This window comes from Coleofasciculus sp. G3-WIS-01 (genome assembly GCF_040223135.1).
Lineage (GTDB): Bacteria > Cyanobacteriota > Cyanobacteriia > Cyanobacteriales > Coleofasciculaceae > Coleofasciculus.
The window spans coordinates 21,898-38,788 of the sequence record NZ_JAVJZI010000133.1 but is presented as its reverse complement, the minus strand read 5'-3'; the positions used below and the strand labels follow the sequence as shown (position 1 = coordinate 38,788).

The window sequence follows — 16,891 nt, the reverse complement described above, 5'->3', positions numbered from 1 at the left end:
CAAGTATTAATATTTTATAATAGCATACCATTGGGGCATCTACGTCTAAATTCCCAACTCAGGTTCTAAAATGGCTAGTGTTGTTTTTGAAGGCGTCAACAAACAATTTAATGAATTTATCGCGGTAAATAATTTAAATTTGACTATTGACGATGGTGAATTCCTCGTCTTTGTTGGTCCCTCTGGCTGCGGTAAAACTACCTCCCTCCGGATGCTGGCGGGACTTGAAGATATAACCCAAGGTAGTATTTATATTGGCGAGCAGCTAGTCAATGATGTTCCGCCCAAAGAGCGGGATATTGCCATGGTTTTCCAGTCTTACGCCCTGTATCCCCACATGTCTGTCTATGAAAATATGGCATTTAGTCTAGAATTACAAGGGAAGCGGAAAGGCGAAATCAAAACCCGTGTTGAAAGTGCTGCCAAGCAATTAGGAATTGACCATTTACTGTCCCGCAAACCTAAAGAACTTTCCGGAGGACAGCGCCAGCGAGTTGCGGTGGGTCGCGCCATTGTCCGGAATCCGGCTGTTTTTTTAATGGATGAGCCGTTATCCAATTTAGATGCTAAATTACGGGTACAGGCGCGGGCAGAAATTAGTAAATTGCATCATGAATTAGGCACTACATTTATTTATGTCACCCATGACCAAGTGGAAGCAATGACCATGGGAAGTCGCATTGCGGTGATGAATCAGGGAGTTTTACAGCAAGTTGATACCCCAGAAAAGCTGTATAATTATCCGAATAATGTCTTTGTTGCGGGTTTTATTGGCTCTCCAGCCATGAATTTTTTTGAGGCTAAATTAATTAGTAAAGAGGAAAGCTTATATGTAAAAACAGACTCATTTGAGCTCCAGATTCCTCCAGAAAAAGCCCTATTCTATAAACATTATTCAGGGGAAGAAGTTATCTTTGGGATTCGCCCAGAAAATATCCATGATCCTGACTATATTCCCCCAGGTATTCGTCCCGCCTCTGTTCAAGCCACAGTATCCGTGACGGAAATGATGGGGAATGAAATCATTGTTTATCTAACGACGCCAACAAATCACGAATTTATTGCCAGAGTTGATCCGCGATCGCGCATGAGTGTGGGACAATCGATTAGTGTGGTGTTTGATCGGTCTCAGTTTCACCTGTTTGACAAGCACAGCCAACAAGCGATTACTTGAAAAACTATGTCATTTTCGGTGATAAAACATAAGGAGCTACCCTATCTGAGTGATATCAATTCCTCCCCCAAACATTTTACCTGTGCAGAGTATTTTGCCGGAATTGGTTTAATCAGACTGGGGCTAGAGCAAGTCGGCTGGAAAGTTGTCTTCGCCAATGATTGGGCACATGAAAAATTTGAGATGTATTCGGCTTACTTTCAGGATGCAAGCAAGCACTATAGAGTTCAAGATATTTTTTCGGTTTGCCATAACGACATTCCCAATACAATGCTGGCTACAGCCTCATTTCCCTGTATTGATTTATCCTTAGCTGGAAATTTAAAGGGGATGGGTGGTCAACATTCTAGCGCTTTTTGGGGCTTTACTAAAATTCTAGAAAATCAAGTCAAAAAACCTCGTCTGGTAATGCTTGAAAATGTTATGGGTTGGCTTACGTCAAATAATGGGCAAGATTTCCGAATTACAATTCAGGCGTTGAATCGTTTGGGTTATACCTGTGATGTTTATACCATCAATGCGGCCCATTTCGTCCCTCAAAGTAGACAACGAATTTTTGTGATTGGGGTGTATACATCCCATCCGAATCAGAACATGGTCATTTTTACAAGACGTTCTTCATCATTGAAAACTCAGGCACTTGAAAAAGCGATTGCCGCTAATAATGATCTGCGGTGGAACTTTATAGACGTTCCACCACTGCCTGAAACGGTGAACACTGGCTTAAATTCTGTTGTCGAGAAGATATCAGACGATGACGAACGTTGGTGGCTTGAAAATAAAGTGCAACATCACTTAACTATGATGTCGCCTGTCAATCTAGCCTATCTCAAAGCATTTCAGAATTTACCCGATTACACCTACTGCACGATGTATAGGCGTGTTCGTGAGGGAAAGCAACGAGCGGAACTCAGGAAAGACGGGATTGCAGGCTGTTTAAGAACGGCTAGAGGTGGTAGTAGTCGGCAAATGTTGGTCAGAGTTGGAAAAGGAACGATCAGAATGCGCTTGATGACACCGCGTGAATATGCAAGGCTACAAGGTGTTCCCGATGATTACCCTATTCCATCACACATCAATCAAGCGTTGACTGGATTTGGTGATGCTGTTTGTGTACCTGTGATTACCTGGATTGCTTCGCATATCTTGAATCCTTTGGTTAAGTCGATTCAAGACAATACGTTAGTAATCCCTCGCTAATCCCCAAAAGCTGAATACCTTGACGTTTGACAAACCGATAAGTTACTGAGCGTCGAAATCGCTGTCTCGCTTTAGCTTCATAATTTTGACAGAGTTCGGGCAGCCATTGATCAAATGTGGAAAGCATTTTTGCTCGCTCGACTAACCACACTTCAATATTGGTATACACTTCATTTCTGGCAATAAAGATGTGATTGACAGATTTATCATTGGCTAACTTATCCAGTCCGTGATTCCGATGGTACTGGTACTCAAAGCTACTTCCAATAACAGCCGATTTAACTTCATAGTTCATCAAATCGGCTCCGTCTCCTCTTCTGGCTCTGTCATTGAGCAAGATTGCCGCAAATACCTCCCAATCTTTTGAACCAACGCTTCCTTGTACCGTAAAACCATATCTTTCGTATATTTCAGCCTTATCTTGACTATATTCGAGAATAAATCTTCGATAAAAAGAATAAGCGTCTTGGACTTGCAGAGTCGGCACGTCAATATTCCTCATCAAGGCTACGTGTCAAGAATGACCAATGACAATGACTAATGACCGATATTAAGACTTCCCACTCCCCATCAGATAAAGTAGCGCCATGCGTACCGCAACACCACTGGTTACCTGTTGAGAAATTAAACTGAATTCCGGATCATCCATTAACTCTGAACTAATTTCCACACCGCGATTGACGGGTCCGGGGTGGAGAATTTTGACTCCAGGATGGCAAAGTTTCAAGCGATCGCGCGTTATCCCATAACGCTGATGATATTCTCGCAAACTGGGCAGTAGATGCGCTGTCATGCGTTCTTTTTGTAGCCGTAAGGTCATGACAAAATCCGCATCTTTCAGGGCGGGTTCAACATCCCAATGCAAGAATAGCCGACGATTGGGGATTGGGGATTGGGGATTGGGGGTTGGGGATTGGGGGTTGGGGATTGGGGATTGGGGATTGGGGGTTGGGGATTGGGGATTGGGGATTGGGGATTGGGGGTTGGGGGTTGGGGATTGGGGGTTGGGGATTGGGGGTTGGGGATTGGGGATTGGGGGTTGGGGATTGGGGATTGGGGGTTGGCGATTGGCGATTGGCGATTGGGGGTTGGGGATTGGCGATTGGGGGTTGGGGATTGGGCGAAGCATTCGCGCTCTTGTGTTAGCAGAAATCCGATACATTGGGGCGCGAATGCTTCGCCCCTACATATTATCTTCCCCATCACCCCATCACCCCATCACCCCATCACCTATCTCCCCGTTCCCTATTTGCGACAATTATCGCAATGCCCACATTTTAATCCCATCGCCTCCTTTTTAAACCCAAACGCTTTTAATAAAAACTGCCAACGACATTGGCGAGTTGTCAGGTATTGTGTCATCAGTTTCTGTACTTGGATTTGGTGAGAACTTAAGTTAGCCAAAGCGCGGGAATCTGGGGATGGGTGTTTGTGATAGTGAAATGGATCTTGCCATTCCAATTGTTCAGCACTGTGCAGCAGAGCTAATGCGACTTCACCCTGGCGAAATTCCTGGGAGACGGCGGCTACATTCCCCTGTTCGGGTAGCTTTTTGACTAAGCGTTGTGCCTGTTGGTATTGCGATCGCATCTGATCGACAAAAAACTGACGCTTTTGCTTATCCTCTGAATTTAACCACCCTGTTGGCTCACTGATCAACGTCAGCGCGTCTGCGGGTTTGCCATCTCGTCCACCGCGACCGACTTCTTGGATATATTCTGATAATAATTGGGGGGGCTGAAAATGTACCACCCAACGTACATCGGGCTTATTGATGCCCATCCCAAAGGCGCAAGTACAAACCACAAATTGAGTTTTGCCACTCAACCAACTCTGTTCAACATCTCGGCGTTCCTGGGAACTTAACCCGGCGTGGTAGGGGGATGTAGCATAACCCCGTTCCCCAAACCATTGGGCTAATTCTTCACTATCTCGCCGCGAACGGACATAAACTAACCCAGATTGGCGATTTCTGGCTTGAATGAACTGTAACATCTTCTGGCGGCGTCCGCGTGGTGTCCAGACGATTTGCACGTCTAGGTTGAGATTTTGGCGATAGGGGCTGATTAAAAAGGCTTGGGGGTGTTTTAATTGCAACACCTTACTGATGGTGTCTTGGGCGCTAGGATCAGCCGTCGCCGTAAATGCCGCGATCGGGATTTGGCTGCCGGGGGGTTTAGATTTGAGTAGGGTGGGTCGTACTGCGCCTAGGCGTCGATACGCGGGTCGAAAGGTATCACCCCATTGAACCAGACAATGTGCCTCATCGAGAATTAATCCATTAATTTTTAGATGGGGCTGAGAAAGTCGTTCCCAAACGGGCGCACTTAATAGGGTTTCTGGGGAGAGGTAGAGTAATCGGAGTTGCTGGTTTTCTAGGGCTTGCAGGGTTTTTCGGCGTTGTTGCGGGGTTAATTGACTATGTAACAGGGCGGCGGGTAAGTTGCGATCGCGTAATTCCTGTACCTGATTTTCCATTAGAGCAACTAATGGGGAAATCACCAAGGTTAATCCGGTTTGTAAGAGGGCGGGAAGTTGAAAACAAATCGATTTACCACCACCTGTCGGTAAGACAATCAGTGCATCTCGCCCTTCCAAAATACTCCGAACAATCTCACCTTGAGGCGGACGGAAATTATCATATCCCCAGATTTTTTTAAAGGCGAGGCGGACATCGTTCCAGGATGTGGTTTCGGTAATGCTCATGGGTATAGAGAGACGTTAGGGACAGTTGTAGATATCTGAACCTGATCCTTGTTTGTCTTTATAGGTTAATTTTTACTGACTCAGGGAACAATGCTTTAGGGTTCGCTAGTCAGTCACTACACTAGCATAAGCCTGTTTCCATCAAATTTTATAAAGACTTCCCCTGCTTCCAGACGTACCAATTGCCTATTTCTACATGGCTGCCGCTGTTTCTTCTATTGAGAATTTAGCCAAGGTTTTGATCGACTTGTTTCAGTGCTATTTCCAGATCCGTGGTGAGCTGTTGAGCGCCTTTTTTAGCCGACTGGGTGCAATACTTGGCGACATCTAAAGGAGATCCAATATTAATCTGAATATCAGAACCCCGATGAGGAATGGGTTCGCTATAACGGATGCTAACAGGTACAATTTTTAATCCCAAACCGAGTTGATTGGATTCTGCTTGCAGGGCAATTCTCGCCATACCGGGTTTAAGTGGATTAACCTCACCATGTCGAAAAATATTACCTTCGGGAAACATCACCAGTGCTTCGCCACGACGCAGGAGTTCAACACTATGCCGGATACTGCTGATTCCCGGGTGTTTCGTATTCACCGGAAACCCACCCAGGCGCCGGATAAACCAACCTTGTAATCCTTTAATTTCATCTTGCGACACCATAAACCGCAAATCCCTTCCGGTGACAGGTTTCCCAGCGGCATAAGCTATGGTTAACCCATCCCAACGTGATCGATGGGTGGGTGCTAGAATAACTGGACCCGTTTGGGGAATATTGTCTTGTCCTGTAACTTGCAGCCGCCCAAAATAAAGGGGCATGAGGATACGACGCCCCAACGGATAGAAGATTGAGGTTAACCAAGGGGAAACACTGGAGTTAACGGGAACTGCTTTGGCGGAATTAACCGTCTTTAGATCGGGTTTGTCCAAGGTTAAGGGCGTTTGGTTCTGTTCACGGGATTGGAGTTGCATCATGGGATTTGGTTTTTGCTGTGTTTCGACTCTCCACTTTTACCTTATGAGGTCTGACAACCCCTGTCGTCTACTGAAGGGACAGTTATATTAATGTCATGGTTAAGCGTTGATTGTCGATCGCGCTGGCGTCGTTGGGCAAACCAGGATTGAAGTTGCCCTCGACACTCTGATTCCATAATGCCAGCAAGGACAGGTAAGTGATGGTTGGAGTAAGCGCTATCGGGAATATTGGCAACGGTTCGGATTGTGCCAGTTTTGGGTTCATCAGCACCGTACACCAGCAAACCTAGTCGCGCTAAAATGATCGCCCCGGCACACATGGCGCAGGGTTCTAAGGTGACGTAAAGGGTACAGGTGTTTAAATGCCAGGTGTTTAAGGCTTGACCGGCTGCACGCAAGGCGAGGATTTCGGCGTGGGCGGTAGGATCATGATCGCGTTCTCGCCGATTTTCTCCGGTGGCGATGAGGTTATCCTGATCATCAATAATCACTGCACCAACGGGGACTTCCCCCGCTTCACCGGCAGATTGTGCGATCGCGAGGGACCTGTTCATCCAGTAGCGATGCTTTTGATAGGCAACTTGATTGATAGACGGTAACATTTAGAGTAGATATATGAAGAAACTTTAAACAAACCTTGACGATTTTACTCTAGTGGGAATTAAAAGCTTGTACTCTCAGAATCAATCGAGTCATTCAGCGTCTGTAGCTTCCCCAGCTTCCCAGACGCGCCATGGCGCGTCTATACATGCTTCCCCTCACCCCAATACTGATTCAGCCAGCCCTAACTATTTGGGTTTTCTGGTGCTGTGGATTATTTTACTTGTACCGTCTCTCACTGGATGTGGGATTAGTCCCAAGACAGAAGCTGGGGCGCAACCCAAACCCCCTGGTGCAGAAGAGAAAACCAGTACAGCCGTGGATGTCGCGATCGCACAAACGGGATGGGTGTTAGAACCAATAGAATATACAGGTCGAACTCAACCGTTGCGAGATATCTCACTGCGATCTCAAATGGAAGGGCGAGTGTTGAACCTCAATGTTGATATCGGTGATCCGGTTAAACCAGGACAAATTTTAGCTCAGATTGATGACGCCTTATTGCAAACCGCTGTAACTGAAGCACAAGCCGAACTCGCCGCCCTAAATTCAGAAGTCGCCCGCGCTCAAACTCAGGTGGGAAATGCCCAAGCCAGGGCAGAACAAGCCCGGTTAGAATTGCAGCAAGCTAAAGTAGATGCGATACGGCTACAAAACCTAGCGCAAGAAGGAGCGATTTCTCGCCAACAAGCAGAATTAGCCCAAACCGCCGCCGCAACCGCCCAACAAAACCTACAAGCCACCCTTAAGCAAATTAGCACCGAACAACAAGCTGTCGCGGCGGCGCAAGAACGAGTGAAGGCGCAGCAAGCAATTTTGGCTCAAAATAAGGAACGTCAATCCTATTCTTTACTCGCCTCCCCGATTAACGGTGTGGTATTAGAACGAGTCACCGAACCAGGAAATTTAGTTACACCGGGAAGTGAACTTCTCAAGTTAGGGGATTTTACTCAGGTGAAGGTAGAAGTACGGGTTTCAGATAGAGAACTAGCGAATATCAAAGTGGGACAATCGGTAACGGTGAATTTAGACGCACTTGCCAATGAATCGTTTTTGGGAAAAGTGACCCGAATTTCTCCCGCAGCGGATAGTGAAGCCTTACAAATTCCTGTAGAGGTGACGATTCCTAACCCGAATCGTCAAATTAGTAGTGGACTTTTAGCACGAGTTAGTTTCACACCAAATACCCAAGCCCAAGTTGTTGTTCCACAAACGGCGCTAGAAGTTGGCGGAGAGTCAGGGCGTGGAGATACTCAGATGGCGAAAACGAATCAGCCGACTCAAACATCAGAGAAATCAACGGTGTTTGTCGTGGTTGAAAATGGTGCTGAATCTACAGTTAAAGCACGTCAAGTAGAAATTAGCGATCGCGCCAAGGGTAGAGTCGCTATTGTATCCGGTTTAAAGCCAGGGGAACGGTTTGTAGTTCGCACTGATGCGCCGTTAAAGGATGGCGATACGGTGCGTTTGAGTATTTTATCAGCAAGCTCTTTGTAGGTTGGGTTGAGGAACGAAACCCAACAAGTTATCCCCTTTTTGGAGGCGATTGAAATCGCTGCTACACAAACTCGCGTCCGCCTACGCGGACTTTTTCTAACCGGGGTGGGAAACCTATATTTATAGCAGTAGACACATCGATTAGGACTTTCCCCACCATTGTAGAGACGCGCCATGGCGCGTCTCTACTAAGCGGATGTATAGCATTACTTGTTTAAAAACACAACCCAATCTGAATAGGTTTTCCCCTCAATCTCTCAAATAGTCTGATCACAGGCGTTACAGTTAAGAAAATAGGCGCAATAGAAAAGAAAAAACCATGTCTCAAACCACGATTGAATCGGCTCCTGTTGATTTAGCTCTACCGCCAACCCAGTATGACTTACCCTGTGATGACGATATTCCCATGGAAACTCAGCGACATTTCCTGCAAATGCAAATGCTTAGGGATACTCTCGTCGCGTGGTTAGCTCAACGAGAGGATGGCTATGTTGGCGGTAATATGTTCCTCTATTTCAGTGCGGCTCAAATCAAAAACCAAGACTTTCGCGGTCCTGATGTCTTTGTCGTGTTGGGAGTTCCCAAAGGTGAACGACTCAGTTGGGTTGTGTGGGATGAAGGCAAAGCACCGGATGTTGTAATTGAATTAATTTCTGATAGTACAGCCACTAAAGATAAAACCGAAAAGAAACAAATTTACCAAGACAAGGTGAGAGTTCCGGAATATTTTTGGTACAATCCCTTTGATTCAGAGGATTGGGCTGGATTTAGTTTGCAAGGTGGCGTATATCAACCTATCAATTTGGATGAACAAGGGCGATTTGTCAGCCAAGTATTAGGTTTAGCCTTAGTGCGTTGGCAAGGTTCCTATAAAGATATTCAAACAACCTGGCTGCGTTGGGCGACATTAGCAGGAGATTTGTTACCCACTCCTGAAGAAGAAGCGGCACAAGCTCAACAACGAGCTGAACAAGCTCAACAACGAGCCGAACAACTGGCTGAACGCCTACGAGAAATGGGAATTGATCCGGATGAAGTTTGAAAAGACTTAAGCCCTGAACTAAAGTTCTTATCTCAAAGCTTAAACCTATTCAAATGGGTTCAAAGTCTTACCCCGTAGGGTGGGCAATGCCCACCCGCCAAAATTTCAGTACCATTCATAATCTTTAGGGTCAGATTATCGATGCAAGAACTTAGGTTCTCAATCCTATCAAGTCAACTGTGAGATTATAGATTGTCCTTGACCCAAGTTTTAAAGGCTTGAATGGCTTGGCTACCACCAGAAACTCGACTCTGCTGAACGTAACGATTGACTAACTCAATGATGGGGATATCTGGAAACGTGGGACTCGAATCAGACTCTATATACTGCCCATCTTGCCAAACATTAATCTTTAGCCCTCCTCCTGCATATCGCCAGAGTTCCGGTACTCCTAGAATTTGATAATTATCCAACTTAGTGCGAGAAGTCAAATCAATTTCTATGGCTAAGTCTGGTGGGGGATCTACCGTCAAATCAAGCCGATTTTTACCGATAATTAAGGCAGCATTTTGAATGTAAAAGCAAGTATCCGGTTCTACGCCTTGAGTCATGCGCTCATTTTTCAAGGTTGTTGAACCCAAGGATTCATAATTAATCCCTCGTTCACTCAATAAGATTTTTACCATGTCGCCAATAATCTCTTTGGCTTTTTCGTGTTCAGGAAGGGGAACCATAATTTCTAATCGACCATTACTATAGGACAATCTCGCCGCGCGATGTTCTCCTAATTCGGTTAAAATTGTTTCAAATTGCTGCCAGCTAACATCCTCTAGCAGTAATTGGTTTCCCGGTTGAACCTTTAATTGTCTTAACTCCAATAGCATGAGGATTCATCCTGTTTCTTGACGATATATCTGCCTCGCAATACACCAATCGCCGCATTCATTCCCTGACGATTCATTTCAAACATAGGTAATAAACGGGCAATTTCTCCAGCCGTGGTATTTTGCCACCATTGATTTGGCATTGGATTCAGCCAAGCGCAATACCGTACTGACGGCTGTACCTGCTTAATCCATACTTTAGTGCTTTCAATCCGTTTGCCCACACCAGACAGCAAAGCTGCTCTAGTTCCTCACGAGTACCGATACCAAAGCCAGCCTGAAGCGATCGCAAGACAACTAAATACTCATCCACCCCCAACGGCAAACCATGTCGCTGTCGCAGGCTGTTAAAAATAGTCAGCAGTGGTAATTGATTGGGGTTCATTGTTCAAGTTTCATGTTCAGAAGGCGAAGTTTCATGTTCAGAAAGCGAAGTTTTATGTTCAGAAAGCGAAATTTCATGTTCAGAAGGGGAAGTTTTATGTTCAGAAAGCGAAGTTTTATGTTCGGAAGGGAAAGTTTTGTGTTCGGAAGGGGAAGTTTTGTGTTCGGAAGGGGAAGTTTCATGTTCAGAAGGGGAAGTTCCATGTTCAGAAGGCGAAATTTCGTGTTCAGAGGTATAGCAACCGCCAAAAGGGTGAAGACACCATGGATTTGTAGAGACGTTCCGGTGGAACGTCTCCAACCTATTGTTTTAAATAACGCAGATGATCCTCCCATTTCTTCAGCAACACGGCTCTCCCGTACTTAGAGTTATAATAAAGTCTTATGAATGAAGCTAACGTCCCACGGTGTCATGCTTGTAGGTTGGGTTGACAAAGGAAACCCAACTAATCCAGCTTAAAAGCTAGGTTTTCCTCAAATCAAGCCAATCGCCACACACATAAGTAAAATTTATCACACCATGTACGGGAGAGCCAAAGTGCGGGTTGACCCGGGGTAATTTCACCAAAGATCACTAGTTCCTTGATCATACCTGTGATGAAAGCATCCACAGGCGTATTCCAGACAAGACGACGCAACACGGGTGCATCCATCCCCAACGCCCTCATCAAATATCCTCGACGCTGGTTTTCATCCTCCATAAGGGGTCTAAGTAGAAGCAATAATTTTTGAATTGTATCGCTACTGATTGCCATCGCCTAACAGTTTTGCCAAGATTTCAAATGCAAAAGCACTAGCGTGTTGTGCCGCTTTCTCCTGAGAACCAGCCGCATCAGCATTGCTTTTACCATCAATGAGATCAGAGATACCACGGATAATTAATGCATTGATTTCTGGATTAGCACGAACAGCCTTGAGAAAACCATGACTTTCCATTTCCACCGCCAGCGCATCACCGTAATTTGTCCGCAGAAGCTGATACACATCAGACTTCGTTGAAGCCACCACTTTGTCCCCTGCGGCTATGGCTCCCGTGAAAGCGCGAGGTTTTGGTGTTGGAATCGATTCTCCAATCCTGTTTAACCACTCTTCTTTCCTAACTTCAGCCTTAGCTCTCTGTTCTAAACGATAACTTACGAGGCTGGTATTGGGTCTAGGTTGGAACGTTTCTTCGACAACTTTTCCGGATTCGTACCCATAAACTTTCGTCGCCGCCACCACGTCACCAAGGGCAACATCTTTGATTCCCCCTGCTACACCAACAAAGAGTACAACAGTTGGCTTAAAGTAATCAATGGCTCGCTTAGTTTCTACCGCCGCCTCAGCATTACCAGCCCCGATTTCAACAATTCCTATTTGCCATGATTGACCACTGGATAAGAAGTTTCCTCGTTCATAGATAGTGCCTTCGGGATGTATCTCTTCCTGGAGATTTGTCAAGTGAGCGCGAACAGCTCTATATTCAATAGGAATAGCCGTGAGGATAACAGCGCACTGCAAATTGTGAGCGTCTTGTTTTGATGATACGGATTCTTGAGCAACGGGTGTCTCAGTTAACTCCTCTCGAAGTTGTTGAAGTAGTTTATCTATTTTTGCCTTCTTGTTTACGCCCACATCTTCACGAACCACTTCCAACAAGGCGCAAAGTGCTGGTTGACCTGAGGATATTTCGCCGAAGTCTACCAGTTCTGTCACCATGCTAGTGATAAAAGAATCCACAGGTGTATTTAAAACCAGGCGATTCAACACAGGTGTATCCATGCCTAACGCCCTGAGCAAATAGGCTCGACGCTCATTCTCATCCCGTAAATAGGGTCTGAGTAGAGGCAATAATTTTTCAAAGCTATCGTTACTTATTGCCATTGCCTAACTATCCTTATCGAGATTTTCTTCAGGTGTCCGCCTGAATGCTGAATAATTGCCACGCGATCGCCTCTCCGCATTTGCTTACTATTGAGAACGATGTAGCAGCAGGTTGAGCCGTCAATTGTGCTGTGCTTTACTGGCTAAAATTGCCAATTTAAATGCCATATTTATAGTTCTCGCCCATTCGTAAAGACAGATTGGAACAGAAACAAAGACAACCCATTGCTTATTCAGAAATTCTTCAATGTCATCATCAGCAGATGAAATCACAATGGGGATGGTTTGAATCAAACTATTTTCACGTAAGTCTTTTAAAAATTGGACTCCATTTATATAGTGCCAGCCTTGTATGTAGATGATATGGACAAATTTTTTTGGGTTGATTTCTTGCTGTATTTTGTATAATAAATGACCATTTGCTAAATTTGTATAGTTGGCATCTATTACAATTAACTCAAAATTTTCAAATCCAGCAAAATACGCCAAAGCATCTTCAAACACAGATCTCATGGCTTGATGATACTTGGGGACATTTATAAATATAATTTTACGTTTTAATTTCTGACCATTCATAGTGAAAATATAGCTCATGCTGAGTACATGATTCTGCTCATCAGCATACAAACGTGCCATTGGCTAGACAACCTCATTATTGGCGCGAATCGCTGCTGCAATTTCTTCGGGATGAGCATCTGCATACACCCAAGCATTGACCAGATCAGCCGCACTGATGTGAGGATAGTCTTGTAGAAGTTGGGCTTCACTGATGCCAAGCTGTTGGGCTTCAACTAATAACCAAACGGCAATTCTGGTTCCGGCAATACAGGCTTCTCCACCACAAATACCAGGAGTTTTGCTGATTCCTTTGCCGCCCGTTCTCAGGGTTTTGGTCAGACTCTGAATGATGTCTGTTTTGTCAGCAGGGAAAAGAGCCATTATGTTGTTTGTGGATGAGGTGGTGGATATTCTCCGTTCATAATGAGTTGCTCGCGTTCGAGGATGCGTTCTGGAAGGTTAAATTGTAGAATTTTAGCGGTTACGCGCCCTTGGGCAGTTAGTGGAATGATCGTTCCTCCATCTAGCCGGAAGTGGTCTGACCATTTCTGGAGACGGGGATTAAAAAAGGGGGTTAGCTGTTGTGTCTCAGGGTCGAGTGAACCGAGGTCAGTTCCTTTGAAGCGGTTGCAGTAAGGACAAGATAAAGCTAGGTTTTCAGCTTCAGTGATGCCATCATGTTTTTCGGCAATGATATGTTCCATTTCAAAGGCGAAAAGTGAAGCTGTTTGAGGAAATCGGCAATACTCGCATTGCTCTCCGGCGCGTTGAGTCACTAGCCGACGCAGAGTTGCTGATACATAACTCATGCTGCTGTTTGTAAGTGTTTGTAAGCATGAGCTTTGGCTAAACGCACCCAATGTTCTAGAAGCAAGTATCGATCGAGTTCGGCTTCTTCCGATCGCGAGAGTGTACCCGATTTATTGCGATCGAGCAGTTCCCTCATGCGGGTTTGTAAAGCAGGCGTAGGGCGGATGGCAAGGATAACTTCTGGACTGGGTTGACTAGCAAGCAGTTCGACGATCTGGAGTTCGTCTTGGTAGCAGATGGTTTCTGGGGGGGTAAGTTCCTCAATTGCGCGATCAAGGGCTTCTGGGAGGCGATCGCCCAATTGTTGCAGTTTTTCACCCAGGCGATCGGGGACTTCTAGGATAATTTGCATTGGCGGTAATGTATTGTTTAAGCTTGCTTTGATTGTAGCAGTAGGGGTAGGATGAGCCTAGGCAACCTCTCGCCCATTTCCTTGAAATCCTGCCATAAGTCCTGCAATTCTGACCAACAACTACTGCTCAACGCTTCCAGAAGATTGGCGTCCACGAACAAATCACCCAAGGGTACGCAATGATCCACGTCCAAAAGCCGCATTGTGCCATGCCAGGATTGGATATCATCATGGTGTTCGGGTCTAATTTCACCGTCAAATTAACCTTGGCTGTGCATTCCCATAAGCCAACTATAGCTTGCTTGCTGGGACATCTGTGAGTGCGATCGCGCTATGGGGCATCGCGTCTGCACGGCTAGCCATCTTGAGATTTTTTGCCTTGCTTATTGGAGTATCTTTATCAATTTAATTTACCCAAACTCATAGCCTTGATTCACCCAGTAATGCCAATCTGCGATCGCCTGTTGGGTTTCTGCATCTGCCTCTGGTGCCTCTAGCTGAATCAACGGCACTGCTAGCGTATCGTCATCCCAGGTAATCTCCACAAACATTTCCTGTTCGCACTCCTCCTCTGGTGCCATTCCCACCACTTCTACGGTTGCCTTTTCTTTCAGAGGGGAAATGCGTCGCTTACTGATGCAGACGGCTGTGAAGGGAAACTGCATTGTATCCTGTAAATAGTAGTACCAGCCCATTGCCTGCTCTTCTGGGCTGTATGCATCTACCACAATTTCCATTGTGATCCGCTCTTCTCGTTCTGCATCCCGTTCCAATTTCACCATAACCTAACTTCCATTCGTTGCTGTATGGTACACCCCGATTAAAGGTTAACGCCCCTCTGCCAAGTCAGCATAAATAAACATCTCGACTCCCAACACAATTAAAAGTAGAAGCTCTACCCAGGACAAAATTGTCACCCCTAAAGGAGGTTTGGCAACCAGAAACCAGAATGCGCTTAGAGCAATTATGCCGGAAAAGACAAACGTAATTTCATCTACAATTAATTGCTGAATCTTGCGGCGTTTGCGGTGCTTATCACTACGGTGGGCAATCTCCCAACCAAAGAGGGTTTCTAGATCCCCATAGCCCGTGTGTTCCTTGACCTTATTGACCAACTTGTTGCGAATGTATCTGCCGATCGCTGAAATCTTCTCATCATTGACTACATACGTCCAGCCCAGAATCAGGCATACCCAGGGAATCACCAGCAGGGCATAATAGTTGGACGGGTTAGAAACGGCAAAGGAGACAACCCCGCCAAACACACCCAGCGTCACATATAACAAGTTATCCCGAAAGCCAATCCGTTGAGCTTGCTCCGACTTCAGCTTGTCATATTCTTTAAAGAAAATTTCCAGAATTTGGTCTTTATCGCTCATGGCTGACTCCCCAGTTCCTAAAACCCTGCATCTATTGTGACGGATGAGAAACTATAAAGCCTTGCTCGAAACATCTAGAGTGCCGCTTCCAGTAATCCCAGCCATCACGCAACTTGGGGTAAACTTTCTAACGCCCCTGCAACTAAGTGTCTGCGATCGCGCACATTGGCAAAGTCAGGTAAATTCTGAACAATGCGGGTGAGTTGTAGGAAGTCTGGCTGAGATAGCTGAACAGTCACAGTTACTACTCATACGGCAAGAAGACTGTTCTATTCTGGCTTAGGGTAATATTTAGTTATTACAGCTAGCATAATCCATCAGGTGTGCGTTTATTCGTCTATTTCAAAGACGATACCTTCATAGAGCAATTCAATCGGAAATTCAAATTCAATGCTGGGTAGAGTGATAGTATCTCCCGCCTGATAAGGATAGTAAAGCCACATTCTTCCCTCTCCGCGAGAGTAACGTTCGACAGAGATTGTTCCCGAGTCAATCAAGATATACTCTTGCAAACTGGGAATTGTCAGGTAGTAAGTGAATTTTTCCCCTCTATCCTTAGCACTTGTACCAGGAGAGAGAACTTCTACAATAAGTTTAGGGTTTTGAATAAACTTGCGAGCGTTAAGGTCTTCAGGGTCGCAACTGACGATAACATCAGGATAGTAGTAAATGCTCTTAGGACTCACTTGCACCTTCACATCTGAGACATTCACCCGACAACCTCTGGAACGCAGATGAGGACGTAAGGCTGTGTAGAGATTGAGAGCAATATCATTATGAGGAATCGTACCGCCTGTCATGGCAAAGGCTTCACCCTTGACATATTCATAGCGAATCTCTTGCTGAGATTCCCATTCGAGATAGTCCTCAAAGCTCATTTTCGGCGGTTGTTGGGGAGTGGCTATCATAACCCAGATTGTTCAAGATTGCTTTGATTGTAGCAGTAGGGGCATAGGATGACCCTAGGCAACCTCTCGCCCATTTCCTTGAAATCCTGCCATAAGTCCTCCAATTCTGACCGACGGCTGCTGCTTGACGCCTCCAGAATAACGGTTGCTACTCCTATAATGGTCAAAGACTAGCACGGGGAAATTTTGGACGAGGGAATTCTGATGGCGATTCGCGAAACCACCATTGCCAAATTGCAACAATTACCGGAGCCACTCTTACACCAAGTCAGCGACTTTATCGACTTTTTGAGGTATAAGCAACAACACAGCACAGCTACGGATAAGCCCAACAGTGATGTGAAGAAAGCATGGCTACAATGGTTTGAGTCGGTCGTTCAGCTAGAGGTTTCTCCTCATCAACCAGCCAGTAACTATCAACAACTTTTTCTGACTAAGTATCGAAAACAGGGAGTCATAACTTAACCAGATACGATTAATAATAAATGAAAGAAAACCATCCTTTGAGTAAAATCCCGGTCAACACCCTCTCACCTTTCCACCCCCAACCTCTCAAATAAATCCGTGAAATCAGTGTCATTCCCCTCTCACCTCCCCACCCCAATCTCTCAAATAAATCCG

Annotated in this window: 22 protein-coding genes and 1 pseudogene; 5 read left to right on the top strand and 18 right to left on the bottom strand. The window is 45.5% G+C overall.

The features are described from left to right. Positions 1 to 70: 70 nt before the first annotated feature. Both RIM23_RS13220 and RIM23_RS13215 read left to right on the top strand, forming a co-directional pair. Positions 71 to 1,174, top strand: a complete 1,104-nt coding sequence (locus RIM23_RS13220; RefSeq protein ID WP_446367717.1) for an ABC transporter ATP-binding protein — start codon at positions 71 to 73, stop codon at positions 1,172 to 1,174. 6 nt (positions 1,175 to 1,180) lie between these two features. Continuing rightward, positions 1,181 to 2,374 carry a DNA cytosine methyltransferase gene (locus RIM23_RS13215; RefSeq protein WP_446367716.1) on the top strand — a complete coding sequence of 398 codons (1,194 nt, stop codon included), beginning with the start codon at positions 1,181 to 1,183 and terminating at the stop codon, positions 2,372 to 2,374. On the opposite strand, the gene RIM23_RS13210 is transcribed toward RIM23_RS13215, so the two are convergent. The 5 genes and pseudogenes from RIM23_RS13210 to tadA all read right to left on the bottom strand — a co-directional run bounded on the left by RIM23_RS13210 (position 2,334) and on the right by tadA (position 6,655). Continuing rightward, entirely contained in the window at positions 2,334 to 2,876 is a 543-nt protein-coding gene (locus tag RIM23_RS13210; RefSeq protein ID WP_446367715.1) for a hypothetical protein, read from the bottom strand. The genes RIM23_RS13215 and RIM23_RS13210 overlap by 41 nt on opposite strands. Before the next feature lie 48 nt (positions 2,877 to 2,924). Then, positions 2,925 to 3,266 (bottom strand): annotated as a pseudogene (locus tag RIM23_RS13205) (aspartate carbamoyltransferase); the annotation flags it as partial. Positions 3,267 to 3,619: 353 nt separating this feature from the next. Further along, positions 3,620 to 5,080 carry a RecQ family ATP-dependent DNA helicase gene (locus tag RIM23_RS13200; protein ID WP_446367714.1) on the bottom strand — a complete coding sequence of 487 codons (1,461 nt, stop codon included), beginning with the start codon at positions 5,078 to 5,080 and terminating at the stop codon, positions 3,620 to 3,622. A 226-nt stretch (positions 5,081 to 5,306) separates the two neighbouring features. Continuing rightward, entirely contained in the window at positions 5,307 to 6,050 is a 744-nt protein-coding gene (locus RIM23_RS13195; protein WP_446367739.1) for a lysophospholipid acyltransferase family protein, read from the bottom strand. Positions 6,051 to 6,094: 44 nt separating this feature from the next. Beyond that, positions 6,095 to 6,655 carry a tRNA adenosine(34) deaminase TadA gene (tadA, locus tag RIM23_RS13190; protein WP_446367713.1) on the bottom strand — a complete coding sequence of 187 codons (561 nt, stop codon included), beginning with the start codon at positions 6,653 to 6,655 and terminating at the stop codon, positions 6,095 to 6,097. Between the two features lie 52 nt (positions 6,656 to 6,707). Between tadA and RIM23_RS13185 the strand changes: the two genes are divergently transcribed. Together RIM23_RS13185 and RIM23_RS13180 are read left to right on the top strand one after the other, a co-directional pair. Then, positions 6,708 to 8,150, top strand: a complete 1,443-nt coding sequence (locus RIM23_RS13185; protein ID WP_446367712.1) for an efflux RND transporter periplasmic adaptor subunit — start codon at positions 6,708 to 6,710, stop codon at positions 8,148 to 8,150. Between the two features lie 319 nt (positions 8,151 to 8,469). Continuing rightward, entirely contained in the window at positions 8,470 to 9,192 is a 723-nt protein-coding gene (locus RIM23_RS13180) for a Uma2 family endonuclease (protein ID WP_446367711.1), read from the top strand. 185 nt (positions 9,193 to 9,377) lie between these two features. Here the strand turns inward: RIM23_RS13180 and RIM23_RS13175 are convergent, their stop codons facing one another. The 13 genes from RIM23_RS13175 to RIM23_RS13115 all read right to left on the bottom strand — a co-directional run bounded on the left by RIM23_RS13175 (position 9,378) and on the right by RIM23_RS13115 (position 16,270). After that, entirely contained in the window at positions 9,378 to 10,016 is a 639-nt protein-coding gene (locus RIM23_RS13175) for a Uma2 family endonuclease (protein WP_446367710.1), read from the bottom strand. Further along, positions 10,001 to 10,159, bottom strand: a complete 159-nt coding sequence (locus RIM23_RS13170; RefSeq protein ID WP_446367709.1) for a hypothetical protein — start codon at positions 10,157 to 10,159, stop codon at positions 10,001 to 10,003. The genes RIM23_RS13175 and RIM23_RS13170 overlap by 16 nt, the downstream gene beginning before the upstream one ends. Before the next feature lie 5 nt (positions 10,160 to 10,164). Further along, positions 10,165 to 10,401, bottom strand: coding sequence for a hypothetical protein (locus RIM23_RS13165; protein ID WP_446367708.1), 237 nt, complete (start codon positions 10,399 to 10,401; stop codon positions 10,165 to 10,167). A gap of 478 nt (positions 10,402 to 10,879) precedes the next feature. Then, positions 10,880 to 11,155: a hypothetical protein gene (locus tag RIM23_RS13160; RefSeq protein WP_446367707.1), complete on the bottom strand. Its 276-nt coding sequence runs from the start codon at positions 11,153 to 11,155 to the stop codon at positions 10,880 to 10,882. Further along, on the bottom strand, positions 11,142 to 12,263 hold the full coding sequence (locus RIM23_RS13155; protein ID WP_446367706.1) for a phosphorylase family protein: 1,122 nt from the start codon (positions 12,261 to 12,263) through the stop codon (positions 11,142 to 11,144). The genes RIM23_RS13160 and RIM23_RS13155 overlap by 14 nt, the downstream gene beginning before the upstream one ends. Positions 12,264 to 12,383: 120 nt before the next feature. After that, positions 12,384 to 12,899, bottom strand: coding sequence for a hypothetical protein (locus tag RIM23_RS13150; protein WP_446367705.1), 516 nt, complete (start codon positions 12,897 to 12,899; stop codon positions 12,384 to 12,386). A gap of 3 nt (positions 12,900 to 12,902) precedes the next feature. Beyond that, positions 12,903 to 13,202 (bottom strand): DUF433 domain-containing protein, encoded by a 300-nt coding sequence (locus RIM23_RS13145; protein ID WP_446367704.1) that lies wholly within the window; start codon positions 13,200 to 13,202, stop codon positions 12,903 to 12,905. Next, complete coding sequence (locus tag RIM23_RS13140) at positions 13,202 to 13,630, bottom strand: HNH endonuclease (protein WP_446335930.1); 429 nt, start codon at positions 13,628 to 13,630, stop codon at positions 13,202 to 13,204. The genes RIM23_RS13145 and RIM23_RS13140 overlap by 1 nt, the downstream gene beginning before the upstream one ends. After that, positions 13,627 to 13,983, bottom strand: a complete 357-nt coding sequence (locus tag RIM23_RS13135; RefSeq protein WP_446367703.1) for a hypothetical protein — start codon at positions 13,981 to 13,983, stop codon at positions 13,627 to 13,629. The genes RIM23_RS13140 and RIM23_RS13135 overlap by 4 nt, the downstream gene beginning before the upstream one ends. Positions 13,984 to 14,393: 410 nt before the next feature. Next, positions 14,394 to 14,765 carry a calcium-binding protein gene (locus RIM23_RS13130; protein WP_446367702.1) on the bottom strand — a complete coding sequence of 124 codons (372 nt, stop codon included), beginning with the start codon at positions 14,763 to 14,765 and terminating at the stop codon, positions 14,394 to 14,396. 45 nt (positions 14,766 to 14,810) lie between these two features. Next, complete coding sequence (locus RIM23_RS13125) at positions 14,811 to 15,362, bottom strand: hypothetical protein (RefSeq protein ID WP_446367701.1); 552 nt, start codon at positions 15,360 to 15,362, stop codon at positions 14,811 to 14,813. Positions 15,363 to 15,466: 104 nt separating this feature from the next. Continuing rightward, entirely contained in the window at positions 15,467 to 15,601 is a 135-nt protein-coding gene (locus RIM23_RS13120; protein WP_446367700.1) for a hypothetical protein, read from the bottom strand. Positions 15,602 to 15,691: 90 nt separating this feature from the next. Then, on the bottom strand, positions 15,692 to 16,270 hold the full coding sequence (locus tag RIM23_RS13115; RefSeq protein WP_446367699.1) for a Uma2 family endonuclease: 579 nt from the start codon (positions 16,268 to 16,270) through the stop codon (positions 15,692 to 15,694). A 204-nt stretch (positions 16,271 to 16,474) separates the two neighbouring features. On the opposite strand from RIM23_RS13115, the gene RIM23_RS13110 reads away from it, so the two are divergent. Then, positions 16,475 to 16,735, top strand: coding sequence for a DUF2281 domain-containing protein (locus tag RIM23_RS13110; protein ID WP_446367698.1), 261 nt, complete (start codon positions 16,475 to 16,477; stop codon positions 16,733 to 16,735). Positions 16,736 to 16,891: the final 156 nt, after the last annotated feature.